The sequence below is a fragment of the Pseudomonas sp. R2-37-08W genome, assembly GCF_003851705.1.
GTDB lineage: Bacteria > Pseudomonadota > Gammaproteobacteria > Pseudomonadales > Pseudomonadaceae > Aquipseudomonas.
In genome coordinates, this window is sequence record NZ_CP027728.1 from 3,427,634 (window position 1) to 3,449,247 (window position 21,614).

Below are 21,614 nucleotides of genomic sequence, written 5' to 3' on the forward strand. Positions count from 1 at the left end.
TTCGGAACCCCTCTCAGAAACCGCCTCTGCCTATCCAAACCCCGAAAACGCAAAAGCCCCGCAGTGCGGGCTTTCGTGTGAATCTTGGCGGGAAACCAGGGATTCGAACCCTGGGAACGCTATTAACGTTCGCCGGTTTTCAAGACCGGTGCATTCAACCACTCTGCCAATTTCCCTTGTGCGTTACAGGATCATAGTAGCTCATCCTGCGTCAGCGGGCGCAATAATACCCGAATGAAACACACTGTCAAACTCTCTGCATAGCTTGTTACAGAGCGTCTGTTATGATCTTTGCGACTGAACGTTTCAAAACTGAAGGAGAGTCGCCATGCGCGAACAGAATTACGCAGTGAATGGCAACGCGCAGGCTGAGCAGCTTGAAGTCAGCCGCGTCTTGCGCAATACGTACGGCCTGCTCGCCCTTACCCTCGCATTCAGCGGCGTGATGGCTTACGTGGCCCAGCAGATGCGCGTCGGTTATCCCAATATCTTTGTCGTGTTGATCGGCTTCTATGGTCTGTTCTTCCTGACCAACAAGCTGCGTGACTCGGCCTGGGGACTGGTATCGGCCTTTGCCTTGACCGGTTTCATGGGCTTTATCCTTGGCCCGATCCTTAACCGTTACCTCGGCATGGCCGGCGGCGCGGAAGTGGTCAGTTCGGCATTTGCCATGACCGCGCTGGTGTTTGGTGGCCTGTCGGCGTACGTGCTGATCAGCCGTAAGGACATGAGTTTCCTGGGCGGCTTCATCACCGCTGGCTTCTTCGTGTTGCTGGCGGCGGTGGTAGCCGGCATGTTCTTCCAGATCAGCGGCCTGCAACTGGCGATCAGCGCAGGTTTCGTGCTGTTTTCCTCGGTGTGCATCCTGTTCCAGACCAGCGCCATCATCCATGGTGGCGAGCGTAACTACATCATGGCGACCATCAGCCTGTATGTGTCGATCTACAACCTGTTTATCAGCCTGTTGCAGATCTTCGGCATCATGAGCCGTGACGACTGATTGTTAATGCTATAAAAAATGCCCCGTATCGCGAGATACGGGGCATTTTCATTTCCGAGGCCCAAGGACGATCAGTACTGGTTAGGTTCCATCTCCAGTTCCACCCCGAAGCGCTGGACAATATCCTGCTGGATACGCAGCGCCAGGTTGGCAATCTCACGCCCGGTGGCAGAGCCATAATTCACCAGTACCAGCGCCTGCAATGCATGCACGCCAGCGTCGCCCTCACGAAAGCCCTTCCAGCCCGCCTTGTCGATCAGCCAACCGGCGGCGAGCTTCGTTTGCCCGTCTGCCTGAGGGTAGGCCACCAGGTCCGGATACTGGCTTTTCAGCTCAGCAGCCAAGGCCTGGGGCACCAGCGGGTTCTTGAAGAAACTGCCGGCATTGCCAAGCTGCGCCGGGTCGGGCAATTTTTCGCGGCGAATGCTGCAAATCGCACGGCTTACATCCGCTGGCGTGGCGTTGGTAATCCCCTGCCCGGCCAGACGCTGCTGCACCGGGCCGTAGTCGAGTTTCAGGTGACTGGCGCGGCTCAGGGCAAAGCGTACCCGCAGGATCAACCAGCGGCCGACTTCATGCTTGAACAGGCTGTCGCGGTAGGCAAACCGGCACTCCTGCAGGCTGAAATCCCGCAGTTCACCGGTCTCACGATCCAGCGCCGTGAGTCCGGCAAACACATCTTTGACCTCCACGCCGTAAGCACCGATGTTTTGCATTGGCGCCGCACCGACCGTGCCGGGGATCAGGCTGAGGTTTTCCAGGCCGCAGAAGCCCTGCTCCAGGGTCCATAACACAAAGGGGTGCCAGGCTTCGCCCGCTTCGGCTTCGACCACCACCTGCACGCCATCATCGTGCAGCACGCGAATGCCTTGGGTGGCCATACGCAACACCAGGGCAGGCACGTCCTGGGTCAGCAGCAGGTTGCTGCCGCCCCCGATAACCAGCAGCGGCACACTGTGCGCCTCGGCGTAGGCCAAGGCTTCCCGCACGTCGGCATCACTGCGGGCCTCGGCAAATAGCTGGGCGCGCACGTCGATGCCAAAGCTGTTGAACGGCTTGAGGGAGACCTGCGCCAGTACTTGCAAGGTCATAACCGCCCCTTCAATTCAATCACCAATAAATCACAGGCGCGCTCGATCAGGTCCAGGACCCGCTCAAAACCTTGTTCGCCTTCATAATAAGGATCTGGCACCTCGTCCACTTCACCGCCGAAGCGGCGCAGGAATATATCCAACTGCGCCTTACCCTGTGCAGGCTGCATGGCTTTGAGATGGCGCAGGTTGCTGTGGTCCATGGTCAGGATCAGGTCATAGCGCGCAAAGTCGGCGCGGCAGACCTGCTGGGCACGCTGGGATGACAAGTCATAGCCCCGCGCCAGCGCCGCACGTTGGCTGCGCTGGTCCGGTGGGTTGCCGATATGCCATTGCCCAGTCCCCGCTGACGCCACCTCAACCTGGCCGGACAAACCTGCTTCGCGCAACTTATGGCGCAAAACGCCTTCGGCGGTGGGCGAACGGCAGATATTGCCCAGGCAGACAAACAGGACCTCCATCAAGCCCCCAGCAGGCGACGGACGCGCTCGAGGTCTTCCTGGGTATCGACGCCTGCAGGCGGCGCTTCCAGCGCATCGCCCACGTGGATGCGCACGCCGTGCCACAGGGCCCGCAGCTGCTCCAGGGACTCGGTGTTCTCCAACCAGCACGGGCCCCAGCTGACGAAGTCATGCAGGAAACCGGCGCGATAGGCATAAATGCCGATATGGCGGCGGTACGGCACGCCTTGCGGCAGTGCGTCGGGGTTGTTGGCGAAGGCATCCCGCGCCCAGGGCAGGATCGAGCGGCTGAATGTCAGGGCCAGGCCGTTGATATCGCTGACGACCTTCACCACGTTCGGGTTGAACAAGGTTTCGCTGTCTTCGATCGGTTCGGCCAGAGTGGCCATGCGCGCTTCGCCATGGGCCGCCAGATTGGCGGCGACCTGGTCGATGACGCTTGGCGGGATCAACGGCTCGTCGCCTTGCACGTTCACCACGATGGCGTCCGGTGCCAGGCCCAGTTGCGTGGCCACTTCGGCCAGGCGGTCGGTGCCGGAATTATGATCTTCGCGGGTCAGCACCGCCTCGGCGCCGAAACCTTTGCAGGCTTCGATGATGCGCGGATCATCGGTCGCCACCACCACCCGTTCAGCGCTGCTTTTACAGGCCTGTTCCCATACCAGCTGGATCATCGGCTTGGCACCGATCATTTGCAGCGGCTTGCCCGGCAGGCGGGTCGACGCATAGCGCGAGGGAATCACCACGGTAAAGGCGGTAGTCATTTATCCAGGCGCTCATCGGTCGTCAGGGTGCGGGCTTCGCTTTCCAGCATCACCGGAATGCCGTCACGGATAGGGTAAGCCAGGCCGGCACCTTTGCTGATCAGCTCGGTTTTGTCGGCGCTGAGCTTGAGCGGGCCTTTGCAGATCGGGCAAGCAAGGATGTCGAGCAGTTTGGTGTCCATGGGTAGTTCCTGGAAGTAAGCGGTTTAAGGCAAAAGACGGTTGGGCAGCAAGCGCATCAACTGCGTATCGAACCAGGCGATGAATGCTGGCGACGGCAGCGCATCCACCGCAAGGTACCACCAGCCGGGCCGGGCGAAGGCGCGGCACTTCACCGCGTCTTTTTCGGTCATGACCAGCGGCAATGGCGGCGTGAAATCCAGCACCTCGGCGCTATAGGGCGCGTGGTCGGCAAACGCATGGGGGATCGGCTGCCAGTGTAGCGTTTCAAGGGTATTGAAGAAACGTTGCGGATTGCCGATACCGGCAACCGCGTGTACCGGTTGGCCTACCGGAAAGTAGCTGACCGGCTGCCGCTCGCCGCTGTGCAGGTTGACCAGCGCCGAGGGTTGCAGGCGGAAGGCAAAGCCGTCTTCGCGGTCCGAGGCGGCGCCGTTATAGAGCAGCGCATCAACGCTCTGCAGGCGCTCAACCGGCTCACGCAACGGCCCGGCCGGCAGGCAATGGCGATTGCCCAGGCCACGGGCGGCATCGATCAATACCAGCTCGAGATCACGGGCCAGACGATAGTGCTGCAGGCCGTCGTCGGAAAGGATCAGGTCCAGGGTTTCGCTGGCCAACAGCGCTTTCACCGCACGACTGCGATCCGGATCGATCATCAACGGTACCCCGCAGCGCTGCACGATCAGCAACGGTTCGTCGCCGGCCACTTCGGCACTGTGGTTGGCCTCGACCCGCCAGGGCAACTGTGGCGGCTTGGCGCCATACCCACGACTGACCACGCCTACGCGCAACCCACTGCGCCGACAGTGCTCGATCATCCACAGGATCAGCGGCGTCTTGCCAGTCCCGCCTACGGTGATATTACCCACGACCACAACGGGCACCGGCGACTGGTAGACAGCGCCCTCACCCGCCAGGAAGCGCGCGCGCTTGCGCTGCACCACCCGGCGATACAGGCACTCCAGCGGCTTTAACAGCACGAGGGCCGGATGCCCGTCGTACCAGGCCTTGAGCAAACGATCGGACATGGCCATCAGGGTGCGCTCGCCGCCTCGACGGTGGTCATGCGCAGATGACTGAAACCGAGCTTGCCGGCAGCGTCCATCGCGGTAATCACTGCCTGGTGCTGGGTTTTGCCGTCGGCGCTGATCGACAGTGGCATGCTGGTGTCGCCCCCGGACTCCTTCTGCAGGGCCTCCATCAAGCTGGCCAGGTCATTTTTCTCCAGCAACTGGTTATTTACCGAAAACACGCCATCGGCGCTGATGGCGATATCCAGTTGCTTGACCTGCTGGTCTTCGGCCGGGGAGCCGCTCACGGCTTCGGGCAAGTCGACGCGCAGCTGGGTTTCCCGGGTGAACGTGGTGGTAACGACGAAGAACAGCAGCAGGATAAACACCACGTCAATCAGCGACGCGAGGTTGATATCGACATTTTCCCGTTGCTTGCGGCGAAATTTCACGCTTTGCCCTCGACCAGGTCCACATCACGGTCGCCCTGCACCACCTCCACCAGCTTGATGGCTTCCTGTTCCATGCCGACCACCAGTTCATCGATGCGCCGTTGCAGGAAGCGGTGGAAGAACACCGACGGGATACCCACCATCAGGCCCGCAGCCGTGGTGATCAGCGCTTTGGAAATACCGCCGGCCAGCACCGCGGCGTTGGTGGTCATGCCCGAGCCCATGAACGAGCTGAAAATGTCGATCATGCCCAGCACCGTGCCCAGCAAACCGAGCAGCGGCGCCATGGCGGCGATGGTGCCGAGGGCGTTGATGTAGCGCTCCAGCTCATGGATCACTCGCGCTGCGGCTTCCTCGATGCACTCTTTCATGATCTCGCGACCATGCTTGGAGTTGGCCAGGCCGGCGGCAAGGATTTCACCCAGTGGCGAATTGGCGCGCAGTTCCTTGAGCTTCTGCTTGTCGAGCTGCTTGTTCTTGATCCAGCCCCAGACTTGCCCCAGCAGGTGCTCGGGGGTAACGCGACTGGCACGCAGGGTCCACAGGCGTTCGGCGACGATGCCGAGTGCGGCAATGGAACTCATGATGATCGGCAACATCATCCAGCCGCCGGATTTGACCAATTCCCACACAGTGAATGCCCCCTCGAAAAAGTGCGCCACTTTATCATATAGGTTCAGCAGCGGGGTTCGTTGGCCGCAGACCGGACTGTCGCAGCCCGCGGTGTTTGGTAACGCCGGATTACGGTAACGGTTCGCGCCAGAACCGGCGTTGACTGCGCGCAACAACGGCGGGTTGGAACGCGCCCAACTGAAGACGCACGGCACCTTGCTCGGCGCTGTCGTATAGCCGGCTGCCCAGGGCCCGATAGCGTTCTACCACTTGCGAATGAGGATGACCAAAGGCATTGCCCCGGCCTCTGGAGATCAGCACCGATCCGGGCGCAAGCCGTTGCACAAAAGGCCTGGATGACGAGCTGCGGCTACCATGATGGGGCGCTTGCAGCCAATCGGTGGGCACCGCCAATGGTGTGTCAAGCAGTGCGCGCTCCGCCGCACGGTCGATATCCCCGGTGAGCAGCAGCCGCTCACCGCTGGCCTGCACCTGCAATACACAGGATTTGGCGTTGCCACCGAGGGCGTCAGACCACTGCCATAACACGAAGGACACACCATCCCACTCCCATCGTTCGCCACTGACACAAGGCTCGGTCCCCAGAAACGCCGGCAACCCTTCGGTTTCACCGCCAACCACACGCCGGATGGGCAGCCCACGGGCGATAGCTGCAGCGCCACCGGCATGATCGGCGTCGGCATGGCTCAGTAGCAGCATGTCCAACCGCTCTACTCCGAACTTTTTCAACGACGGCAGAACCACGCGCGCGCCCAGGTCGGCCGCCCCCGCACGCGGCCCCGCGTCGTAAAGCAAGGCGTGGTTGCGGGTGCGCAAGATCACAGCCTGCCCCTGGCCGACATCCAGTTGCACCACCGTCACCTGCCCATGGGGTACCGATTCCTTGGGTGGAAACACGGCCAACAGCAGCATCGGCCAGCCCAGCAACCGAAATGGCACGCCCTTGGGCAGCAGCAATAACACCGCGCCCGCCAGGCTGACCAGCCAATAAACCAGCGGCACCTCGGCCGGCGTCCAGGCCGGCAACTGCACGGCCAGCAGGGTCAGCCCCTTGAACCATCCCTCCAGCGCTCCGCCGGCCAACCACAGCAAACCGTCACCGGCCAACGGCAGCCACAGCAGCGCCGTGCCCAGCAACGCCAATGGCAACACCACCAGACTGATCCACGGCACAGCGAATAAATTGGCCACAGGCGCGGTGAGGCTGATGGGTAAACCCAGCACCAACAGGACCGGAAACAAACCGATGGCAATCAACCACTGTGGACGCGTCCAGGCCTGCCAGACACTCCAGGGCCCGAGCCGCCCGCCGAACGTCAGCACCAGGATCGCAACCGCCGCAAAGGACAACCAGAAACCCGGCTGCAAACTGGCCAGGGGCTCAAGCAGCAGCACAGCGTTGAAGGCCAGCAGCAACGGCCACCACGCGCCCAAATGCCGAAAGCGCAGCCGCCATAGCAATACCAGGCCCACCATCACGCAGGCCCGCTGCACCGGCACGCCGAAACCCGCCAGCAGGCCATAACCCAGCGCTGCCATAAAGGCCAGGCCGCAGGCCCACGGCAGCCATGGCAGGTTGCGTGGCCAGCAACCGTAACGCGCCATCCCGGCCACCAGTGCGTAGATCAGCCCGGCCAGCAAACCAATGTGTTGGCCGGAAATGACCAACAGGTGCACGGTGCCGGTGTCTTGCAACACCTGCCATTGCTCCGTGCGCAGCCCGGAACCATCACCCAGCACCAACGCCGCCACGGCGGCTTCATGGGTTTGCGCATCCGCAGCCATCAGGCGCTGGCGCAGGCTATCGCGCAGGGCGTTGCGGGCCGGCGTCAGGCGCTGACCGTCTTTTACCGAGCCCGTGGCGCCGATGCGTTGCGCCAGCAGCCAGGCCTCGTGATCGAAACCGTGAAAATTGAGCAGGCCGGACGGCCGCTTGAGGGTGACAGCCAGGCGCCAGCGTTCTCCACTGCGCACCGGTGGCCCGCCGTGCCAGGACACCCGGATGCGCTTGGGTAGCCGGGCTTTGCGCGACCGGCTGTCGGCCAGGTCAAAACGCACGCTGGTGTCGGTCTGCTGAGGCAAGCCGACCACACGCCCTTCCACCCATCGCGTTTCGCCGTCCAGTGTTGGTCGCAATCGATCATCCAGTGCCCACTGCGCGCTGATGCACGCCCAGCTCAAGCCCAGCAGGAAAAACGCCAGCGGATAGGTACGAAACGGCACTAACATCAATGCCAGCACCAGCATGGCCAACAGCCATCCGATGGGCGGCAACACCGGTAGAAAACGCAGGGTCAGCAGCCCCAGCGCAAGCGCGAACATCCCTGTCCTCATGAGTCATTCCTTTAAATGATTCACTCAGTCTTAGCCGGGGTTCCCAACGGCGCCTTTGATGTTTTGTCACAAAGTCTGAATTTTCTGTTTATAGAATGCGCGCATACTTGCCCCTCGAACTGACCTGGACCCCTTATGCCCCGGCGCTTATTCAAACGGTACATGCCCGACCCCAGCAGTATCAGGGAACACAAGTCATTACAGTTTCTTGGCACCTTGCTGCATGACCCGAACCTCTGGCACCTCAACCGGCACTCGGTGGCCCGTGCCATGGCCGTGGGTCTGTTTGCCGCGTTTATCCCCATTCCCTTGCAAATGCTGCTGGCCGCGATCCTGGCGATCGTGGTGCGCGGCAATATGCCGATTGCCGTCAGCCTGGTGTGGCTGACCAACCCGATCACGATGCCGGTGGTGTTTGTTTGCACCTATATGACCGGTGCCTGGTTGATGAATGTGCCGCCACGCAGCCTCCCCGATAACCTCACCTGGGAATGGATCAGCGGCGAATTGAGCACGATGTGGCAACCTTTCCTGCTGGGCTCGGTGGTATCCGGATTGGTGTTGGGCGCATTGGCCTATTGCCTGACCATGGGCTATTGGCGCTGGTGGGTCGCGCACCAGTGGAAGAAACGCAAACTGCGCCGCCGCTGATGGCTAACGGGCAGGCAGGCGCAGGTGTACACGCAGGCCCTGTCCGGTATTTTCCGCCCAGATACGCCCGCCCTGGCGCTGCACCGCGTTGCGCGCAATGCTCAAGCCCAGGCCGAAGCCGCCGTCACCGGACCGGGAACCGTCCAACCGGATGAAGGGCGCGAAGATACGCTCCAGGTCGGCTTCATCGATGCCGCCCCCCTGATCCTCCAGCCAGACATGCCAGTGCTCGCCTTCGCGCGCGCCGTCCAATGTCACCCGGCCTTGGCCTGGGGAGTGGCGTATTGCGTTACGCAGGATGTTTTCCAGAGCCTGGGCCAGTGCATTGAGATTGCCTCGCACCCAGCACTCAGCTGGCAACAGGCATGGCAAGCGCGATGCCGGCCAATCGCTTTCGAAACAAGCGTTTTCCCGCAGCATGTCCCACAGCGCCGGCAGCTGGATGTCCTCCTGGGGCAGTGGCGCCCGGTCGCTGTCGAGCCAGGCCAGTTGCAGGCTGTCTTCCACCAGGCGCTGCATGGCGTCGATTTCCCGGCTCAGGCGTTCACGCAACCGCGCCAGGTCCTGTTCGCTGTCGCAGGCCACACGCAAGCGGCTCAGGGGCGTGCGCAACTCATGGGACATGTCCCGCAGCAGCTGTTGCTGCAACTGCACCGTGCCCTGCAAGCGTTCGGACATATGGTCGAAGGCGCGTCCCAATTCACCCAACTCGTCCTGGCGGCTGGTCGCGTCGCCGGACATCCGTGCCGTCAATTGGTCCGCACGCCAGGCATTGGCCTGCGCACGCAATTGATTGAGGGGCATGATCAGCAATCGATACAGGCCGATACATAGCAATAAGGTAAACAACCCGGGAATCAGGCCGTTGGTGATGACCCGCCAGAACAGTTGATAACGCCCCGGCATAAAGCGCTTGGGCAACTCGATCACCAGTGACCCCGCATCGGGGTCGACCGGGAAAGCGATTTTCAACCAGGGCAAGCCTTTGGCATGCCGGCTCACCGGCCAGTCCAGTCCGCGCAAGAAGGTCAGGCGCTGGCTTTGCTTGTCGCTCAACGGTGCGCTGCCAAGTGATTGCAAGTCATTGCCGATGACGCCCAGCCACGTGGTTTCACGCTCAGCCATATGCTGCAACCACGCATCCACACCGGCACTGCCCTGGGTACTCCAGGCCAACTCGGCGCCGGCTGCATAGCCGCGAAGCGTGTCGCGGGCTTCGTCAGTGAGGTAGGCACTTTGCTGCTCCATGTAGCGGCCCCAGGACCAGCTGAGCCAGATCATCAGCAAACAAAACGCGATCAGAAGGCACGCCAGCTTCCAGAACAACGAATGCCTGCCCGGCAACCGCTCAAAGCCCTTCATCGTGACCGCTCAACACATAGCCTTTGCCCCACACCGTGCGCACTTCGCGCTCGGTGTAGCCGATCGCTTTGAGCTTGCGGCGAATCTGGCTCACATGCATGTCGAGACTGCGATCGTGTGGGGCATAACCGCGCTGCAGCACGTGCTGATAAAGGAAGGCTTTGCTGAGTACCTCTTCGGCGTTGCGGTGCAAGGTTTCCAGCAGGCGGTACTCACTGCGTGTCAGGCCGGCCCAATGCGTGTGATAGACGACATCGCACAGCCCCTCGTCAAACCGCAGGACCTGCGCATCATCGCGCAGGGGCGCAAGGCCCGGCGGCGGGCGACGGTCCAGGGCCACCCGGCGCAGGATGGCTTCGATGCGCACCCGCAGTTCGATCATGCTGAACGGCTTGGGCAGGTAATCGTCGGCGCCCAGGCGGAAGCCGCTGACACGGTCGGCTTCGGCGCCCAGGGCCGACATCAGGATCACCGGTATGGCATGACTCTGGCGCAGATGCGTAAGGACTGACAGCCCGTCCAGCCCTGGCAGCAGAACGTCCATCAGCACCAGGTCGAACGCTTGGTCGCGGGCCAGCTGCAGGCCTTGCTGGCCATTGCGGCACCAGGTGACCTCGAAGCCACAGCGGCCCAGATGTTCATGGACGTAGGCGCCCAGCACGGGGTCATCTTCGATGGTCAGGATACTGGGTAGGCCAACGGCTGCGGGATTCATTAGCGTCTGCAAGTCATTCTCAATGACTGATTATTCAAGATTAAAGTGTTACAGGCAATCGCAGGCCGCTACCGAATGGCCCGAAGATTGCCGTGTGTCATTAATTTACGAGATTCCTCGCGGCGCAAATGGCTACACTGCGCAGGTAGCGCGGGCCGGACGCCCGTGTGGAAGATTGATATCAATGTGGTAGCAGGAGAGTGGCGTGCTTAGAAGAATGGGGATAAAAGGCCGCGTACTGTTGCTGACGTTATTGCCGACCAGCCTGATGGCGCTGCTGTTGGGGGCTATTTCACCTGGATGCAGCTCTCCGAACTGCAGACTCAGTTGCTGCAACGCGGTGAGATGATCGCCGAGCAGTTGGCGCCGCTGGTTGCGCCCGCCCTGAGCAGCAAGAACACTGACCTGCTGGAACGCATCGCGACCCAATCCCTAGAACAACCGGACGTGCGCGCGGTGTCGTTCCTGGCACCGGACCGCTCCTCCCTGGCCCATGCCGGCCCGACCATGCTCAATCAACCGCCCACCGGCAACAGTTCGCACCTGCTGCAGCGTACCGGCAACGATGCGACCCGTTACCTGATGCCGGTGTTTGGCCGTCATCGCAACCTTGCCGGCGAGCTGATTCCGGATGAGTCCGACCGCCTGTTGGGCTGGGTCGAGGTGGAACTGTCCCACAACGGCATGTTGCTGCGCGGCTATCGCAGCCTGTTCGCCAGCCTGCTGCTGATCGCCATCGGCTTGATCTGCACCGCGGCACTGGCCCTGCGCATCAGCCGCACCATCAATTCGCCGATCGGCCTGATCAAGCAAGCCGTGGCCCAGCTTAAAGACGGCAACCTGGAAACCCGCCTGCCGCCCTTGGGCAGCCAGGAGCTGGATCAGTTGGCGTCGGGCATCAACCGCATGGCCGAAACCCTGCAAAACGCCCAGGAAGAACTGCAACACAGCATCGACCAGGCCACCGAAGACGTGCGCCAGAACCTGGAAACCATCGAGATCCAGAACATCGAGCTGGACCTGGCCCGCAAGGAAGCCCTGGAAGCCAGCCGGATCAAATCGGAGTTCCTGGCCAATATGAGCCATGAAATCCGCACGCCGCTCAACGGCATCCTAGGGTTCACCCACCTGCTGCAAAAAAGCGAGCTGTCGCCACGTCAGCTGGATTACCTGGGCACCATCGAAAAATCCGCCGACAACCTGTTGGGCATCATCAACGAGATCCTCGACTTCTCCAAGATCGAGGCCGGCAAGCTGGTGCTCGACAGCGTGCCCTTCAACCTGCGCGACCTGCTGCAGGACACCCTGACCATCCTCGCCCCGGCCGCCCACGCCAAACAGCTCGAACTGGTCAGCCTGGTCTACCGCGACACGCCGCTGGCGCTGGTGGGCGACCCACTGCGCCTCAAGCAGATCCTGACCAACCTGATCAGCAACGCGATCAAGTTCACCCGCGAAGGCACTATCGTAGCCCGGGCGATGATCGAAGATGAGCAGGAAGACAGCGTACAACTGCGCATCAGCGTGCAGGACACCGGCATCGGCCTGTCCAACCAGGATGTGCGCGCACTGTTCCAGGCCTTCAGCCAGGCGGACAATTCGCTGTCGCGCCAGCCAGGAGGCACCGGCTTGGGCCTGGTGATTTCCAAGCGCCTGATCGAACAGATGGGCGGCGAAATCGGCGTCGACAGCACACCGGGCGAAGGCTCGGAGTTCTGGATCAGCCTGAACTTGCCCAAAACCCGCGACGACATCGAAGACCTGCCCAGCGCGCCGCTGCTCGGTCGCCGCGTGGCCGTGCTGGAGAACCACGAACTGGCGCGCCAGGCCTTGCAACACCAGTTGGAAGACTGCGGCCTGGAAGTCACGCTGTTTAATACCCTGGAGAGCCTCACCAACGGCATTACCAGCGCCCATCAGACCGAACAGGCGATCAACTTGGCGGTGCTCGGCGTCACCGCCAATGACATCCCGCCCGAGCGCCTCAACCAGCACTTGTGGGACCTCGAACACCTGGGCTGCAAGGTGCTGGTGCTATGCCCGACCACCGAGCAAATGTTGTTCAACCAATCGGTGCCCAACCCCAACAGCCAGTTGCAGGCCAAGCCAGCCTGTACGCGCAAGCTGCGCCGCTCCCTGGCCGACCTGATCAGCCCGCGCCCCTCGCGCAGCGAGCCGGGTGAGCCGTTGTCCAGCCGTGCGCCGCGGGTGCTGTGCGTGGACGATAACCCGGCGAACCTGTTGCTGGTGCAAACCCTGCTCGAAGACATGGGTGCCAAGGTCCATGCCGTGGAAAGCGGCTTTGCGGCCATTGACGCCGTGAAGCAGGAAACGTTCGACCTGGTGCTGATGGACGTGCAGATGCCCGGCATGGACGGGCGCCAGAGTACCGAAGCGATTCGCCAATGGGAAAGCGAACGCCATGGCACGCCGCTGCCGGTGGTCGCCCTCACCGCCCATGCCATGGCCAACGAAAAACGTGCCCTTCTGCAAAGCGGCATGGACGATTACCTGACCAAACCCATCAGCGAGCGGCAGCTGGCCCAGGTGGTGCTGAAATGGACCGGCCTGGCCCTGCGCAACCAGGGGCCCGAGCGCCTCCCCGAAGGCCTTGGCCCAGGCGTGCAACTGCTGGTGCTGGACCATGAGGAAGGCCTGCGCCTGGCGGCTAACAAGGCGGACCTGGCGGCCGACATGCTCGCCATGCTGCTGGCCTCCCTGGAAGCTGATCGCCTGGCGATTACGGTCGCCCGCGAAGCCAATGACAACCACGCCCTGATCGAGCGCGTCCACCGCCTGCATGGCGCCACCCGCTACTGTGGCGTGCCGCAATTGCGCGCAGCCTGCCAACGCGCCGAAACCCTGCTCAAGCAGGACGACGCCAAGGCCATGGCCGCGTTGGATGAACTGGACATGGCGATTGCGCGGCTGGCCAGTGAAGCGCGGGTCAGCGCCTGACTCTATTTCATGGACGACGCCAATCAAAAATGTGGGAGGGGGCTTGCCCCCGATGGCGATGTGTCAGTCGAAATATCTGTCACTGATACACCGCTATCGGGAGCAAGCCCCCTCCCACATTGGGTCAGTATTTCCAAGGTATAAATTGCAGGGAGCTTTTCAATGCGCGTGATTCTTTTCAGCAGCCAGGCCTACGACCGCGAGAGTTTTCTCGGTGAGCCACGCCCTCAGGGCATCGAGCTGCAATTCCAACCCGCCCGCCTCAACCTCGACACCGTCGCCCTGGCCGAACGGCACGAGGTGGTCTGCGCGTTTATCAACGATGACCTCAGCGCCCCGGTGCTCGAGCAGCTGGCCAGTGGCGGTACGCGCCTGATTGCGTTGCGCTCGGCCGGCTACAACCATGTCGACCTGCACGCCGCCAAGCGCCTGGGCCTGAGCGTGGTGCGCGTACCGGCCTACTCGCCCCACGCCGTGGCCGAACATGCCGTGGCCCTGATCCTCGCCCTGAACCGTCGCCTGCACCGCGCCTACAACCGCACCCGCGATGGCGATTTCAGCCTGCACGGGCTCACCGGTTTCGATCTGGTCGGCAAAACCGTCGGCGTGGTCGGCACCGGGCAGATCGGCGCCACCTTCGCCAGGATCATGGCCGGTTTTGGCTGCCAGTTGCTGGCCTACGACCCCTTCCCCAACCCTCAGGTGCAAGCCATGGGCGCGCGCTACGTGAGCCTGCCCGAATTGCTCGCCGAGGCGCAGATCATCAGCCTGCATTGCCCGCTGACCGCCGAGAGTAAACACCTGATCGACACCCGCGCCCTGGCACACATGCAACCGGGTGCCATGCTGATCAATACCAGTCGCGGCGGCCTGGTCGACACGCCGGCACTGGTCGAGGCGCTCAAGAACGGCCAACTCGGTTACCTGGGGCTGGATGTCTATGAGGAAGAGGCGCAGCTGTTTTTCGAGGACCGCTCGGACCTGCCCCTGCAAGACGACGTGCTCGCCCGCCTGTTGACCTTTCCCAATGTGATCATCACCGCCCACCAGGCCTTCCTGACCCGCGAGGCGCTGGCGGCGATTGCCGGCACGACGCTGGCCAATATTGCGGCGTGGGCCGATGGCCGCGCGCAGAACCTCGTCGAGGGATGATCAGCGGTCACATACCGGGCTCATGATGAGCCGGCACCCGTGATAGGATGCCGCGCCTATTTGGAGGATCCATGGCCGAACACGATTTCCGCTTCAGCTTGCTGAGCCCGCAACACACCCTGATCGAATGCCGCGCCCTGGTGCCGGGCCGTTATCAAGTCACCGGCAACGGTGGTTCGATCAAGCATGGCGACGTGCTGATCGTCACCCTGCGCGGCAGCAAAACCCTGTCGATGCGCCTGACCGTGGAAGGTGACGCGCGCTACTCCATCCGCCCGGCGGGCCAATGGGTCGCCATGGCCCTGGGGCCGAAATTCGGCGAGTTGGAGATTCACACCTGGAAGGTCAATTGCGACAGCTGCGACAGCGTGCTGGAGTTTGAATTCGCGGTGGAAACCAAGCTGACCAAAGAACCGCTGCAGCCGGCCGCCAACGCACGTATCAAAGAACTCGGCTGGGCCAGCGAAGGCGACCAGCACCGCTGCCCGAAATGCCAGCGGGCCGCACAATGAAGGGCCTGCTGCTGCTCGCCGCCGTGGGCGCGGCCCTGAGTGGCTGCGCCGGCGATGCGGCCAAGCTCAAGCAGGATCACAGCTATGTGGTGGAGTGGATAGGTGAGCGGCCCTTGATGGACTACGCGCACCTGACCGTGACCCTCGGTGCCGATGGCCGCGCCTATGGCAATGGCGGCTGCAACCACTGGTTTGCGCCGTACACCCTCGAAGGCGACAAGCTCAGCTTCGGCCCGATCGGCAGCACCCGCAAAATGTGCGCCGAGGCGTTGATGGAACAGGAGCACCGCTTCTTCCAGGCCCTGCAAGGCGTACAGCGCTGGGACATCTCGCCGATCGAACAGACCCGCTTCTGGCCGGCCCAAGGCAAGCCGATCCGCCTGTGGCTTGAAGAAGGCTGAGTCTCCAAGCTGTGAATTGATGGGGATCCCAATGTGGGAGGGGGCTTGCCCCCGATAGCGGTGTATCAGCCAGCAATTATTAAGCTGACCCACCGCAATCGGGGTCAAGCCCCCTCCCACATTTGTTTGCGTTGTTGCTTTAACCGCGCAGAGCCTTGAGCTTGGCCAACACCCCTTGCGCCGTCTGCTCACCCATCAGTTGTTCGCGCACCTTGCCTTTGTCATCGATGATATAGGTCACCGGCAGCGCCTCGCTGCGTGGAATATCGAAGATCCCTTCCGGGTTCTGCGCCAGCACGGTGAACTTGATACCCAACTTGTCGCTGGCGGCTTTGAGCTCCTCACCCTGCACATTGTCGAAATTGACCCCGAACACGCCCACGTTCTGCGCCTTGAGTTGCTCGGCCAGGGCATTGAGCTCGGGGATTTCCGTGCGGCACGGGCCACACCATTCAGCCCAGTAGTTGACCACCAGCCACTGCTTGTCCAGGCGTTCGGCCGGTATCTTCTGGCCATACTGATCAACGCCGTAATCGTTACCGCAGCCACTGAGCAGCAGGGTTGTGATGATCGCCAATGCACCGATCAGTCGCCTTGTCATGGGGTAATCCTTCGTAAAAATGAACGTTGGCTGCGGCCTATCGCCTCTTACGGTTTAAGGACGGCCCGCAGCGCAGGTAGAATACCCGCCACCTTACGCAAGATGCGACCCGCACATGACCGATCTGACGCTTTATCACAACCCGCGCTGCTCGAAATCCCGCGGTGCGCTGGAACTGCTGGAAGCCCGCGGCCTCACGCCTACCGTGGTGCGCTACCTGGAAACCCCACTGAACGCGGCGCAAATACAGGCGCTGCTGATCAAACTTGGCCTAAGCGCCCGCCAATTGTTGCGCAGCGGCGAAGAGGAATACAAAAGCCTTAACCTGGCCGACGCCAGCCTCAGCGAAGCGCAGTTGATCGGCGCCATCGCCGAACACCCCAAGCTGATGGAACGTCCCATCCTGGAAACCGCCGATAAAGCCATCATTGGCCGTCCGCCGGAAAACGTACTGGAGCTGCTGCCGTGACTACCCCCTATGTGCTGGTGTTGTATTACAGCCGCAATGGCTCGGTCAGCGAAATGGCCCGGCAGATTGCCCGGGGTACCGAGCAAGGCGGCATGGAAGCCCGGCTGCGCACCGTGCCGGCGATCTCTACCGAGTGCGAAGCCGTGGCGCCGAGTATCCCGGACGAAGGCGCGCTGTATGCCAGCCTGGATGATCTGAAAAACTGCTCGGGCCTGGCCCTCGGCAGCCCGACGCGCTTTGGCAACATGGCCGCGCCACTCAAGTACTTCCTCGATGGCACCAGCAACCTGTGGCTCACCGGCGCTCTGGTCGGCAAACCCGCTGGCGTATTCACCTCCACCGCCAGCCTGCACGGCGGCCAGGAGACCACGCTGATGTCGATGCTGCTGCCGCTGTTGCACCACGGCATGCTGATCACCGGCCTGCCCTACAGCGAGCAGGCGCTGCTCGACACCCAGGGCGGCGGTACGCCGTATGGGGCCAGCCACCATGCCGGGCCTGATGGCAAGCGCATGCTCGACCCCCATGAAATCACCCTGTGCCGCGCCCTGGGCCTGCGCCTGGCAAAAACCGCCACACTGCTGGAGAACGGCCGTGGCCAGGCAGCCTAAGGTCCTGCCGCCCCAGGCGTGGCTGGAGCCGCGAGTCAAGCTCGCGCGCGCACTGAGCCTTCTGGCGTTTTTTGGCCTGGTAGGCTTGCTGTGCGTGTACTACCTGTTCGTCGCCGACCTGCACGGCGCGCGTCCGTGGGTGATCCTGCTGATCGAGCTGGTGCCGCTGCTGGTGCTGGCGCCTGGCATGATCCTGGGCAGCGCACGCGGGCATTCGTGGATGTGCTTTGTGGTGAACCTGTATTTCATCAAGGGCGCGCTGGCGGCGTATGACCCGAACCGCCAAGGGTTCGGGGTGCTTGAGATGGTGGCAAGCCTGGCGCTGTTTTGTACGGCGTTGCTGTATGTGCGCTGGCGCCACCAGTTGAATCGGCGGTTGGCGCCAGCCTGATACAGCAAGGCCTGGGACGCAGAGCGTCCTGGGTAGCGTTCCCACGCAGAGCGTGGGAACGATCAATGGTTGACGGTGTAAGCCAGCATCATCGACAACTGGCACATCGGCCGCCCACTTTCGGCATGCCACTGGTTGAAGGCGCCCTGCACCGTCGCCAGGTCGCGCAGGCTGGTGGGCACCTTGTCAACGATCTTCTGCGCATTCAACGCCGCCACCACGTCATAGCTCGGCACAAAAGTGTCCTTGCCCACCATGCGCAAAAAGCGCGGTGCCGACAGGCCGCCCAACTGGTGGCCGTGCTTGCTCAGGTACTTCCATAGCCCAACGATATCGGTGACTGGCCACTCGGCGATAAACGCGCCGAAGCTGCCCTTCTCCTGGGTGATATCCAGGATCATCTGCGCATTGCGCGGCACGCTCTTGAGCTTGCCCAGGTGACGGATAATGCGAGCGTCCTGCATCAGGCGCTCCAAATGCTCGGCGCCCATCAGCACGACTTTTTCCGGGTCGAAGCCGAAGAACACCTGTTCGAACGCCGGCCATTTGGCGTCCACCACGCTGTGCTTCAAGCCGGCACGGAACACGCGCAGCGCCAGGGTCGACAGGTAGCGGTCGGCGCTGATCCTGCGCAATTGCGCCGGGGTCTTGGGTACCGGCAGATGGGCTTCCAACTGGGCCGCTGAACCAAAACGGTTCAGACAATATTCGTGCAGCCACTTGTAATCGCGCATGCCCTCTCCTGGCAGGTGAAATGAAAACGGCGCCCGTGAGCGCCGTCTTTCAGAGCGTTGTAGAGCGTCAGAGGTTCACTACATTGACGAAACGCGACGCCGCGGTTTCATCGATTTTCAGGCTGGTGAAGTCGAACAGGTTGCGGTCGGCCAATTGCGACGGGATCACATTCTGCAGGCTGCGGAAGATGCTCTCGGTGCGGCCCGGCGTCTTGCGTTCCCACTCCAGCAGCATGTCCTTGACCACCTGGCGCTGCAGGTTTTCCTGGGACCCGCACAGGTTGCACGGAATGATCGGAAATTGCTTGAAGTCGGCATACGCCTGGATGTCTTTCTCGTTGCAATACGCCAGCGGGCGGATCACCACGTTGCGCCCGTCATCGGCACGCAGCTTGGGCGGCATGGCCTTGAGCGAGCCGTTGAAGAACATGTTGAGGAAGAAGGTTTCGACGATATCGTCGCGATGATGCCCCAGGGCCATCTTGGTCGCGCCGATCTCATCGGCAAAGGTATAGAGCGTGCCCCGCCGCAGGCGCGAGCACAGCGAGCAGGTCGTCTTGCCTTCGGGGATCAACTGCTTGACCACCGAATAAGTGTCTTTCTCGACGATGTGGTACTCGACGCCCAGTTCCTTGAGATAGGCCGGCAGCACGTGCTCGGGAAAACCTGGCTGTTTCTGGTCCATGTTGACGGCGACGATCTCGAACTTGATCGGCGCGACCTTCTGCAGGTGCAGCAGCACATCGAGCAGGGTATAGCTGTCTTTGCCGCCGGAAAGGCAGACCATGACCTTGTCGCCCTCCTCGATCATGTTGAAATCGGCGACCGCTTCACCGGCCAGGCGACGCAGGCGTTTTTGCAGTTTGTTCTGGTTGACCGTAAGAGTGCCCATGGCGCTTGGATCCGCTGCAAGTGTGTGACGAAAAGCGGGGTATTTTAGCGACCTGAGCGCCCTCGATTCAATGTGGGAGCAAGCCCCTTGTGTCTTGAGTCAGGATTAGACTGAGGGTGAGAGCGGTGAGTAGCAAGCTGAATGCCCCGAGTGCTTAAAGCATGTGTGGGAGCCCACGCTGCTACTCACCTCTCCGCTCTGGACATGAGCCCGAACAGTTGAACGAGCCCACCTCGAACAGTTACAAGCGTGGGCCAAGCCAGAGCGCTCTCACTCTAAGTGTAAGAGGATTTGGCCATGTTTTCCTGTTCTGCAGGCATTGATGTTTCCAAAGACAGTCTTGAGGTTCGGATTCATTCACTTGAGGCTGGGGTAAGCTGTTCCAACACTGAAAGAGAGTTACCGGCGTTGATCGGTTGGCTAATGCTTTACCAGGTTAATCGCGTGTTGGTGGAAGCCACGGGCGGCTACGAGCGCAAAGTCGTCAAAGCGGCCCAGGCTGCCGGCCTTGAGGTTATGTGCGTTAACCCCCGTCGCGCCAAAGAGTTTTCCAGAGCGATGGGTCAAAAAGCCAAAACCGACCCGATAGACGCAAAGTCTCTGGCGCACTATGCAGCCATTCTAGACTCGCCAAGTGCCCGAATCACAAGCCCGGAACACGACAAGCTGCGCGCGTTGGTCCAGCAGCGGGAACATTTTGTTCAGCAAAGAGATGACGACAGACGACGCCTGAAAACTGCTTCCTGCGATGCGGTAAAGCCTGCATTGCAGAGCCATATCGACTATTTGAACACGGCAGTGGAGGCGATAGATCAACTAATTCGTCAAAGTGCGAACGAGCTAGATAGCGAAAAGGTGGCTCGACTGTGTTCAGTCAAAGGCATCGGGTTGGTTACTGCCACCAGTCTTATGGCTTACCTGCCCGAGCTGGGAGAAATTGGCGGACGCCCTATCGCAGCATTAGCGGGACTCGCTCCGTACAACAACGACAGCGGAAGGCATAAAGGTGCACGTCATATCAGTGGCGGAAGGTTTTCAGCTCGTCGCTCACTTTACATGGCCTGTTGGGTGGTCATCCGGGACCAGCCAGAATTCGGGACTCGATATAAGGCGCTACGTGATAAAGGGAAATGCGCCAAAGTCGCGTTGATCGCCTGTATGCGCGTTTTGTTGGTACGCCTGAACGCGATGCTGCGCGACCGTACTGAATGGATAGAGCGCACCGCTTAGCGCGGTAGCAGCTATTTCGTTCAACATCGCACGGCCAAAGGCTGTGGGAGCTTTGCTGCCTATGAGAAATGACTTCTGAATTGAATCCATTAAGACAGTTGCTCCCACCTTGAATGCATTGCCCGCTACAGACCGTGCCGCGATTAGCACCTATGTTTACAGCGCGATTTACTCTAAAGGCCCTACAGTTTTCCTGGACATCACTTCCTATACTGCGACTAGAGGTCGCACAACTATCCGGACCTTGCAGGCCATTTGGCCGGTAGCGCTCCGCTGGGGGGCGATGGTAATAACGACAGGAGTGACTGGCATGATCCATCACGTCGTGGGGCTGTTTACCCATCCCGATCAGGAATGGCGGGAAATTCGTGGCGATAAAGAAGAAAGCATCAGCCACATGTACCTCACCCATACCCTGGTTCTCGCGGCGATTCCCGCCGTTTCTGCATTTATCGGCACCACCCAGGTCGGCTGGGTCATCGGCAGCCGCGCACCGGTCATGCTGACCCAGGAAAGCGCGCTGTGGATGACCCTGATGTCCTACGCTGCAATGCTCGGCGGCGTGGCGGTGATGGGCGCGTTCATTCACTGGATGGCCCGCACCTACGACGCCAACCCCAGCATGGCGCGCTGCGTGGCTTTTGCCACCTACACAGCGACGCCTCTGTTTATCGGCGGGCTGGCGGCGCTTTATCCGCACATGTGGCTGGGCATGGCCGTGGGCACGGCGGCGATCTGCTACACGGTATACCTGCTGTATGTGGGGCTGCCGACCTTCATGAGTATCGACCCGGACGAAGGCTTCCTGTTTTCCAGCTCGGTACTGGCTGTAGGACTGGTGGTACTGGTGGCGATCATGGCGTTTACCGTGATCGTCTGGGGCCTGGGCGTTGGGCCGATCTACACCAGTTAAGCCTTTTTTACCGCAGGCAAAGCCACCGCAAGGTGGCTTTGTGCGTTATGCATGACCATTCGGCGCCTGACAGATTCGGAAACACCCTGCTTTG

At 61.5% G+C, this 21,614-nt stretch carries 23 protein-coding genes, 1 tRNA gene and 1 pseudogene; 11 read left to right on the forward strand and 14 right to left on the reverse strand.

Annotated features, from left to right (window positions below; translation table 11 throughout):
* Positions 1 to 85: 85 nt before the first annotated feature.
* A tRNA-Ser gene (locus C4J93_RS15770) sits at positions 86 to 176 on the reverse strand.
* Between the two features lie 152 nt (positions 177 to 328).
* Between C4J93_RS15770 and C4J93_RS15775 the strand changes: the two genes are divergently transcribed.
* Positions 329 to 1,000 carry a Bax inhibitor-1/YccA family protein gene (locus C4J93_RS15775; RefSeq protein WP_053256786.1) on the forward strand — a complete coding sequence of 224 codons (672 nt, stop codon included), beginning with the start codon at positions 329 to 331 and terminating at the stop codon, positions 998 to 1,000.
* Between the two features lie 71 nt (positions 1,001 to 1,071).
* On the opposite strand, the gene murB is transcribed toward C4J93_RS15775, so the two are convergent.
* From murB to C4J93_RS15815, 8 genes are all read right to left on the reverse strand, one after another.
* The gene (gene murB / locus C4J93_RS15780; RefSeq protein WP_124429870.1) at positions 1,072 to 2,091 is read right to left on the reverse strand and encodes a UDP-N-acetylmuramate dehydrogenase; all 1,020 of its coding nucleotides are present in this window, start codon (positions 2,089 to 2,091) and stop codon (positions 1,072 to 1,074) included.
* On the reverse strand, positions 2,088 to 2,552 hold the full coding sequence (locus tag C4J93_RS15785; RefSeq protein ID WP_124429871.1) for a low molecular weight protein-tyrosine-phosphatase: 465 nt from the start codon (positions 2,550 to 2,552) through the stop codon (positions 2,088 to 2,090). Before C4J93_RS15785 ends, murB begins: the two co-directional genes overlap by 4 nt.
* Positions 2,552 to 3,316: a 3-deoxy-manno-octulosonate cytidylyltransferase gene (gene kdsB / locus C4J93_RS15790; protein ID WP_124429872.1), complete on the reverse strand. Its 765-nt coding sequence runs from the start codon at positions 3,314 to 3,316 to the stop codon at positions 2,552 to 2,554. Before kdsB ends, C4J93_RS15785 begins: the two co-directional genes overlap by 1 nt.
* Complete coding sequence (locus C4J93_RS15795; protein ID WP_003174668.1) at positions 3,313 to 3,498, reverse strand: Trm112 family protein; 186 nt, start codon at positions 3,496 to 3,498, stop codon at positions 3,313 to 3,315. The genes kdsB and C4J93_RS15795 overlap by 4 nt, the downstream gene beginning before the upstream one ends.
* Before the next feature lie 24 nt (positions 3,499 to 3,522).
* Positions 3,523 to 4,533: a tetraacyldisaccharide 4'-kinase gene (lpxK, locus tag C4J93_RS15800; RefSeq protein ID WP_124429873.1), complete on the reverse strand. Its 1,011-nt coding sequence runs from the start codon at positions 4,531 to 4,533 to the stop codon at positions 3,523 to 3,525.
* Positions 4,533 to 4,961 (reverse strand): biopolymer transporter ExbD, encoded by a 429-nt coding sequence (locus tag C4J93_RS15805; RefSeq protein WP_124429874.1) that lies wholly within the window; start codon positions 4,959 to 4,961, stop codon positions 4,533 to 4,535. The genes lpxK and C4J93_RS15805 overlap by 1 nt, the downstream gene beginning before the upstream one ends.
* Entirely contained in the window at positions 4,958 to 5,593 is a 636-nt protein-coding gene (locus C4J93_RS15810) for a MotA/TolQ/ExbB proton channel family protein (protein ID WP_122676958.1), read from the reverse strand. Before C4J93_RS15810 ends, C4J93_RS15805 begins: the two co-directional genes overlap by 4 nt.
* A 109-nt stretch (positions 5,594 to 5,702) precedes the next feature.
* A complete protein-coding gene (locus tag C4J93_RS15815; protein ID WP_124429875.1) occupies positions 5,703 to 7,928 on the reverse strand; it encodes a DNA internalization-related competence protein ComEC/Rec2 in 2,226 nt (741 codons plus the stop codon).
* A gap of 135 nt (positions 7,929 to 8,063) precedes the next feature.
* Here C4J93_RS15815 and C4J93_RS15820 point away from each other — a divergent pair, with 135 nt between their 5' ends.
* Positions 8,064 to 8,579, forward strand: a complete 516-nt coding sequence (locus C4J93_RS15820; protein WP_124363258.1) for a DUF2062 domain-containing protein — start codon at positions 8,064 to 8,066, stop codon at positions 8,577 to 8,579.
* Between the two features lie 3 nt (positions 8,580 to 8,582).
* Here C4J93_RS15820 and C4J93_RS15825 read toward each other — a convergent pair whose 3' ends face one another.
* Together C4J93_RS15825 and C4J93_RS15830 are read right to left on the reverse strand one after the other, a co-directional pair.
* Entirely contained in the window at positions 8,583 to 9,941 is a 1,359-nt protein-coding gene (locus tag C4J93_RS15825; protein ID WP_124429876.1) for a sensor histidine kinase, read from the reverse strand.
* On the reverse strand, positions 9,928 to 10,656 hold the full coding sequence (locus C4J93_RS15830) for a response regulator transcription factor (RefSeq protein WP_124371046.1): 729 nt from the start codon (positions 10,654 to 10,656) through the stop codon (positions 9,928 to 9,930). Before C4J93_RS15830 ends, C4J93_RS15825 begins: the two co-directional genes overlap by 14 nt.
* A 205-nt stretch (positions 10,657 to 10,861) precedes the next feature.
* On the opposite strand from C4J93_RS15830, the pseudogene C4J93_RS15835 reads away from it, so the two are divergent.
* The 4 genes and pseudogenes from C4J93_RS15835 (at position 10,862) to C4J93_RS15850 (ending at position 15,679) form a co-directional block, all read left to right on the forward strand.
* A pseudogene (locus C4J93_RS15835) lies at positions 10,862 to 13,614 on the forward strand (response regulator).
* 162 nt (positions 13,615 to 13,776) lie between these two features.
* On the forward strand, positions 13,777 to 14,766 hold the full coding sequence (locus tag C4J93_RS15840; RefSeq protein WP_124429877.1) for a 2-hydroxyacid dehydrogenase: 990 nt from the start codon (positions 13,777 to 13,779) through the stop codon (positions 14,764 to 14,766).
* A 71-nt stretch (positions 14,767 to 14,837) separates the two neighbouring features.
* Positions 14,838 to 15,278 (forward strand): hypothetical protein, encoded by a 441-nt coding sequence (locus C4J93_RS15845; RefSeq protein ID WP_124371049.1) that lies wholly within the window; start codon positions 14,838 to 14,840, stop codon positions 15,276 to 15,278.
* Positions 15,275 to 15,679, forward strand: a complete 405-nt coding sequence (locus C4J93_RS15850; RefSeq protein ID WP_124363263.1) for an META domain-containing protein — start codon at positions 15,275 to 15,277, stop codon at positions 15,677 to 15,679. Before C4J93_RS15845 ends, C4J93_RS15850 begins: the two co-directional genes overlap by 4 nt.
* A 139-nt stretch (positions 15,680 to 15,818) precedes the next feature.
* On the opposite strand, the gene C4J93_RS15855 is transcribed toward C4J93_RS15850, so the two are convergent.
* On the reverse strand, positions 15,819 to 16,280 hold the full coding sequence (locus tag C4J93_RS15855; RefSeq protein ID WP_124363264.1) for a TlpA disulfide reductase family protein: 462 nt from the start codon (positions 16,278 to 16,280) through the stop codon (positions 15,819 to 15,821).
* Between the two features lie 115 nt (positions 16,281 to 16,395).
* Here C4J93_RS15855 and arsC point away from each other — a divergent pair, with 115 nt between their 5' ends.
* The 3 genes from arsC to C4J93_RS15870 are packed head-to-tail and all read left to right on the forward strand — an operon-like array spanning position 16,396 to position 17,751.
* Positions 16,396 to 16,749, forward strand: coding sequence for an arsenate reductase (glutaredoxin) (arsC, locus tag C4J93_RS15860; RefSeq protein ID WP_124429878.1), 354 nt, complete (start codon positions 16,396 to 16,398; stop codon positions 16,747 to 16,749).
* Complete coding sequence (wrbA, locus tag C4J93_RS15865; RefSeq protein ID WP_124429879.1) at positions 16,746 to 17,360, forward strand: NAD(P)H:quinone oxidoreductase; 615 nt, start codon at positions 16,746 to 16,748, stop codon at positions 17,358 to 17,360. Before arsC ends, wrbA begins: the two co-directional genes overlap by 4 nt.
* On the forward strand, positions 17,344 to 17,751 hold the full coding sequence (locus C4J93_RS15870) for a DUF2069 domain-containing protein (RefSeq protein ID WP_124367393.1): 408 nt from the start codon (positions 17,344 to 17,346) through the stop codon (positions 17,749 to 17,751). The genes wrbA and C4J93_RS15870 overlap by 17 nt, the downstream gene beginning before the upstream one ends.
* Before the next feature lie 62 nt (positions 17,752 to 17,813).
* On the opposite strand, the gene C4J93_RS15875 is transcribed toward C4J93_RS15870, so the two are convergent.
* Positions 17,814 to 18,485 (reverse strand): DNA-3-methyladenine glycosylase I, encoded by a 672-nt coding sequence (locus tag C4J93_RS15875; protein WP_124363268.1) that lies wholly within the window; start codon positions 18,483 to 18,485, stop codon positions 17,814 to 17,816.
* Between the two features lie 67 nt (positions 18,486 to 18,552).
* Entirely contained in the window at positions 18,553 to 19,377 is an 825-nt protein-coding gene (gene ttcA / locus C4J93_RS15880; protein WP_124363269.1) for a tRNA 2-thiocytidine(32) synthetase TtcA, read from the reverse strand.
* Positions 19,378 to 19,674: 297 nt separating this feature from the next.
* On the opposite strand from ttcA, the gene C4J93_RS15885 reads away from it, so the two are divergent.
* Both C4J93_RS15885 and C4J93_RS15890 read left to right on the forward strand, forming a co-directional pair.
* Entirely contained in the window at positions 19,675 to 20,607 is a 933-nt protein-coding gene (locus C4J93_RS15885) for a transposase (RefSeq protein ID WP_124369104.1), read from the forward strand.
* Between the two features lie 310 nt (positions 20,608 to 20,917).
* A complete protein-coding gene (locus tag C4J93_RS15890) occupies positions 20,918 to 21,520 on the forward strand; it encodes a Yip1 family protein (RefSeq protein ID WP_124429880.1) in 603 nt (200 codons plus the stop codon).
* The last annotated feature ends 94 nt before the right edge of the window (positions 21,521 to 21,614 follow it).

Excerpts from the sequence above, each read along its gene's own strand:
- C4J93_RS15775 (WP_053256786.1), top strand. The coding sequence starts at position 329 with ATGCGCGAACAGAATTACGCAGTGAATGGCAACGCGCAGGCTGAGCAG.
- murB (WP_124429870.1), bottom strand. The coding sequence starts at position 2,091 with ATGACCTTGCAAGTACTGGCGCAGGTCTCCCTCAAGCCGTTCAACAGC.
- C4J93_RS15785 (WP_124429871.1), bottom strand. The coding sequence starts at position 2,552 with ATGGAGGTCCTGTTTGTCTGCCTGGGCAATATCTGCCGTTCGCCCACC.
- kdsB (WP_124429872.1), bottom strand. The coding sequence starts at position 3,316 with ATGACTACCGCCTTTACCGTGGTGATTCCCTCGCGCTATGCGTCGACC.
- C4J93_RS15795 (WP_003174668.1), bottom strand. The coding sequence starts at position 3,498 with ATGGACACCAAACTGCTCGACATCCTTGCTTGCCCGATCTGCAAAGGC.
- lpxK (WP_124429873.1), bottom strand. The coding sequence starts at position 4,533 with ATGGCCATGTCCGATCGTTTGCTCAAGGCCTGGTACGACGGGCATCCG.
- C4J93_RS15815 (WP_124429875.1), bottom strand. The coding sequence starts at position 7,928 with ATGAGGACAGGGATGTTCGCGCTTGCGCTGGGGCTGCTGACCCTGCGT.
- C4J93_RS15820 (WP_124363258.1), top strand. The coding sequence starts at position 8,064 with ATGCCCCGGCGCTTATTCAAACGGTACATGCCCGACCCCAGCAGTATC.
- C4J93_RS15825 (WP_124429876.1), bottom strand. The coding sequence starts at position 9,941 with ATGAAGGGCTTTGAGCGGTTGCCGGGCAGGCATTCGTTGTTCTGGAAG.
- C4J93_RS15830 (WP_124371046.1), bottom strand. The coding sequence starts at position 10,656 with ATGAATCCCGCAGCCGTTGGCCTACCCAGTATCCTGACCATCGAAGAT.
- C4J93_RS15840 (WP_124429877.1), top strand. The coding sequence starts at position 13,777 with ATGCGCGTGATTCTTTTCAGCAGCCAGGCCTACGACCGCGAGAGTTTT.
- C4J93_RS15845 (WP_124371049.1), top strand. The coding sequence starts at position 14,838 with ATGGCCGAACACGATTTCCGCTTCAGCTTGCTGAGCCCGCAACACACC.
- C4J93_RS15850 (WP_124363263.1), top strand. The coding sequence starts at position 15,275 with ATGAAGGGCCTGCTGCTGCTCGCCGCCGTGGGCGCGGCCCTGAGTGGC.
- C4J93_RS15855 (WP_124363264.1), bottom strand. The coding sequence starts at position 16,280 with ATGACAAGGCGACTGATCGGTGCATTGGCGATCATCACAACCCTGCTG.
- arsC (WP_124429878.1), top strand. The coding sequence starts at position 16,396 with ATGACCGATCTGACGCTTTATCACAACCCGCGCTGCTCGAAATCCCGC.
- C4J93_RS15875 (WP_124363268.1), bottom strand. The coding sequence starts at position 18,485 with ATGCGCGATTACAAGTGGCTGCACGAATATTGTCTGAACCGTTTTGGT.
- ttcA (WP_124363269.1), bottom strand. The coding sequence starts at position 19,377 with ATGGGCACTCTTACGGTCAACCAGAACAAACTGCAAAAACGCCTGCGT.
- C4J93_RS15885 (WP_124369104.1), top strand. The coding sequence starts at position 19,675 with ATGTTTTCCTGTTCTGCAGGCATTGATGTTTCCAAAGACAGTCTTGAG.
- C4J93_RS15890 (WP_124429880.1), top strand. The coding sequence starts at position 20,918 with ATGATCCATCACGTCGTGGGGCTGTTTACCCATCCCGATCAGGAATGG.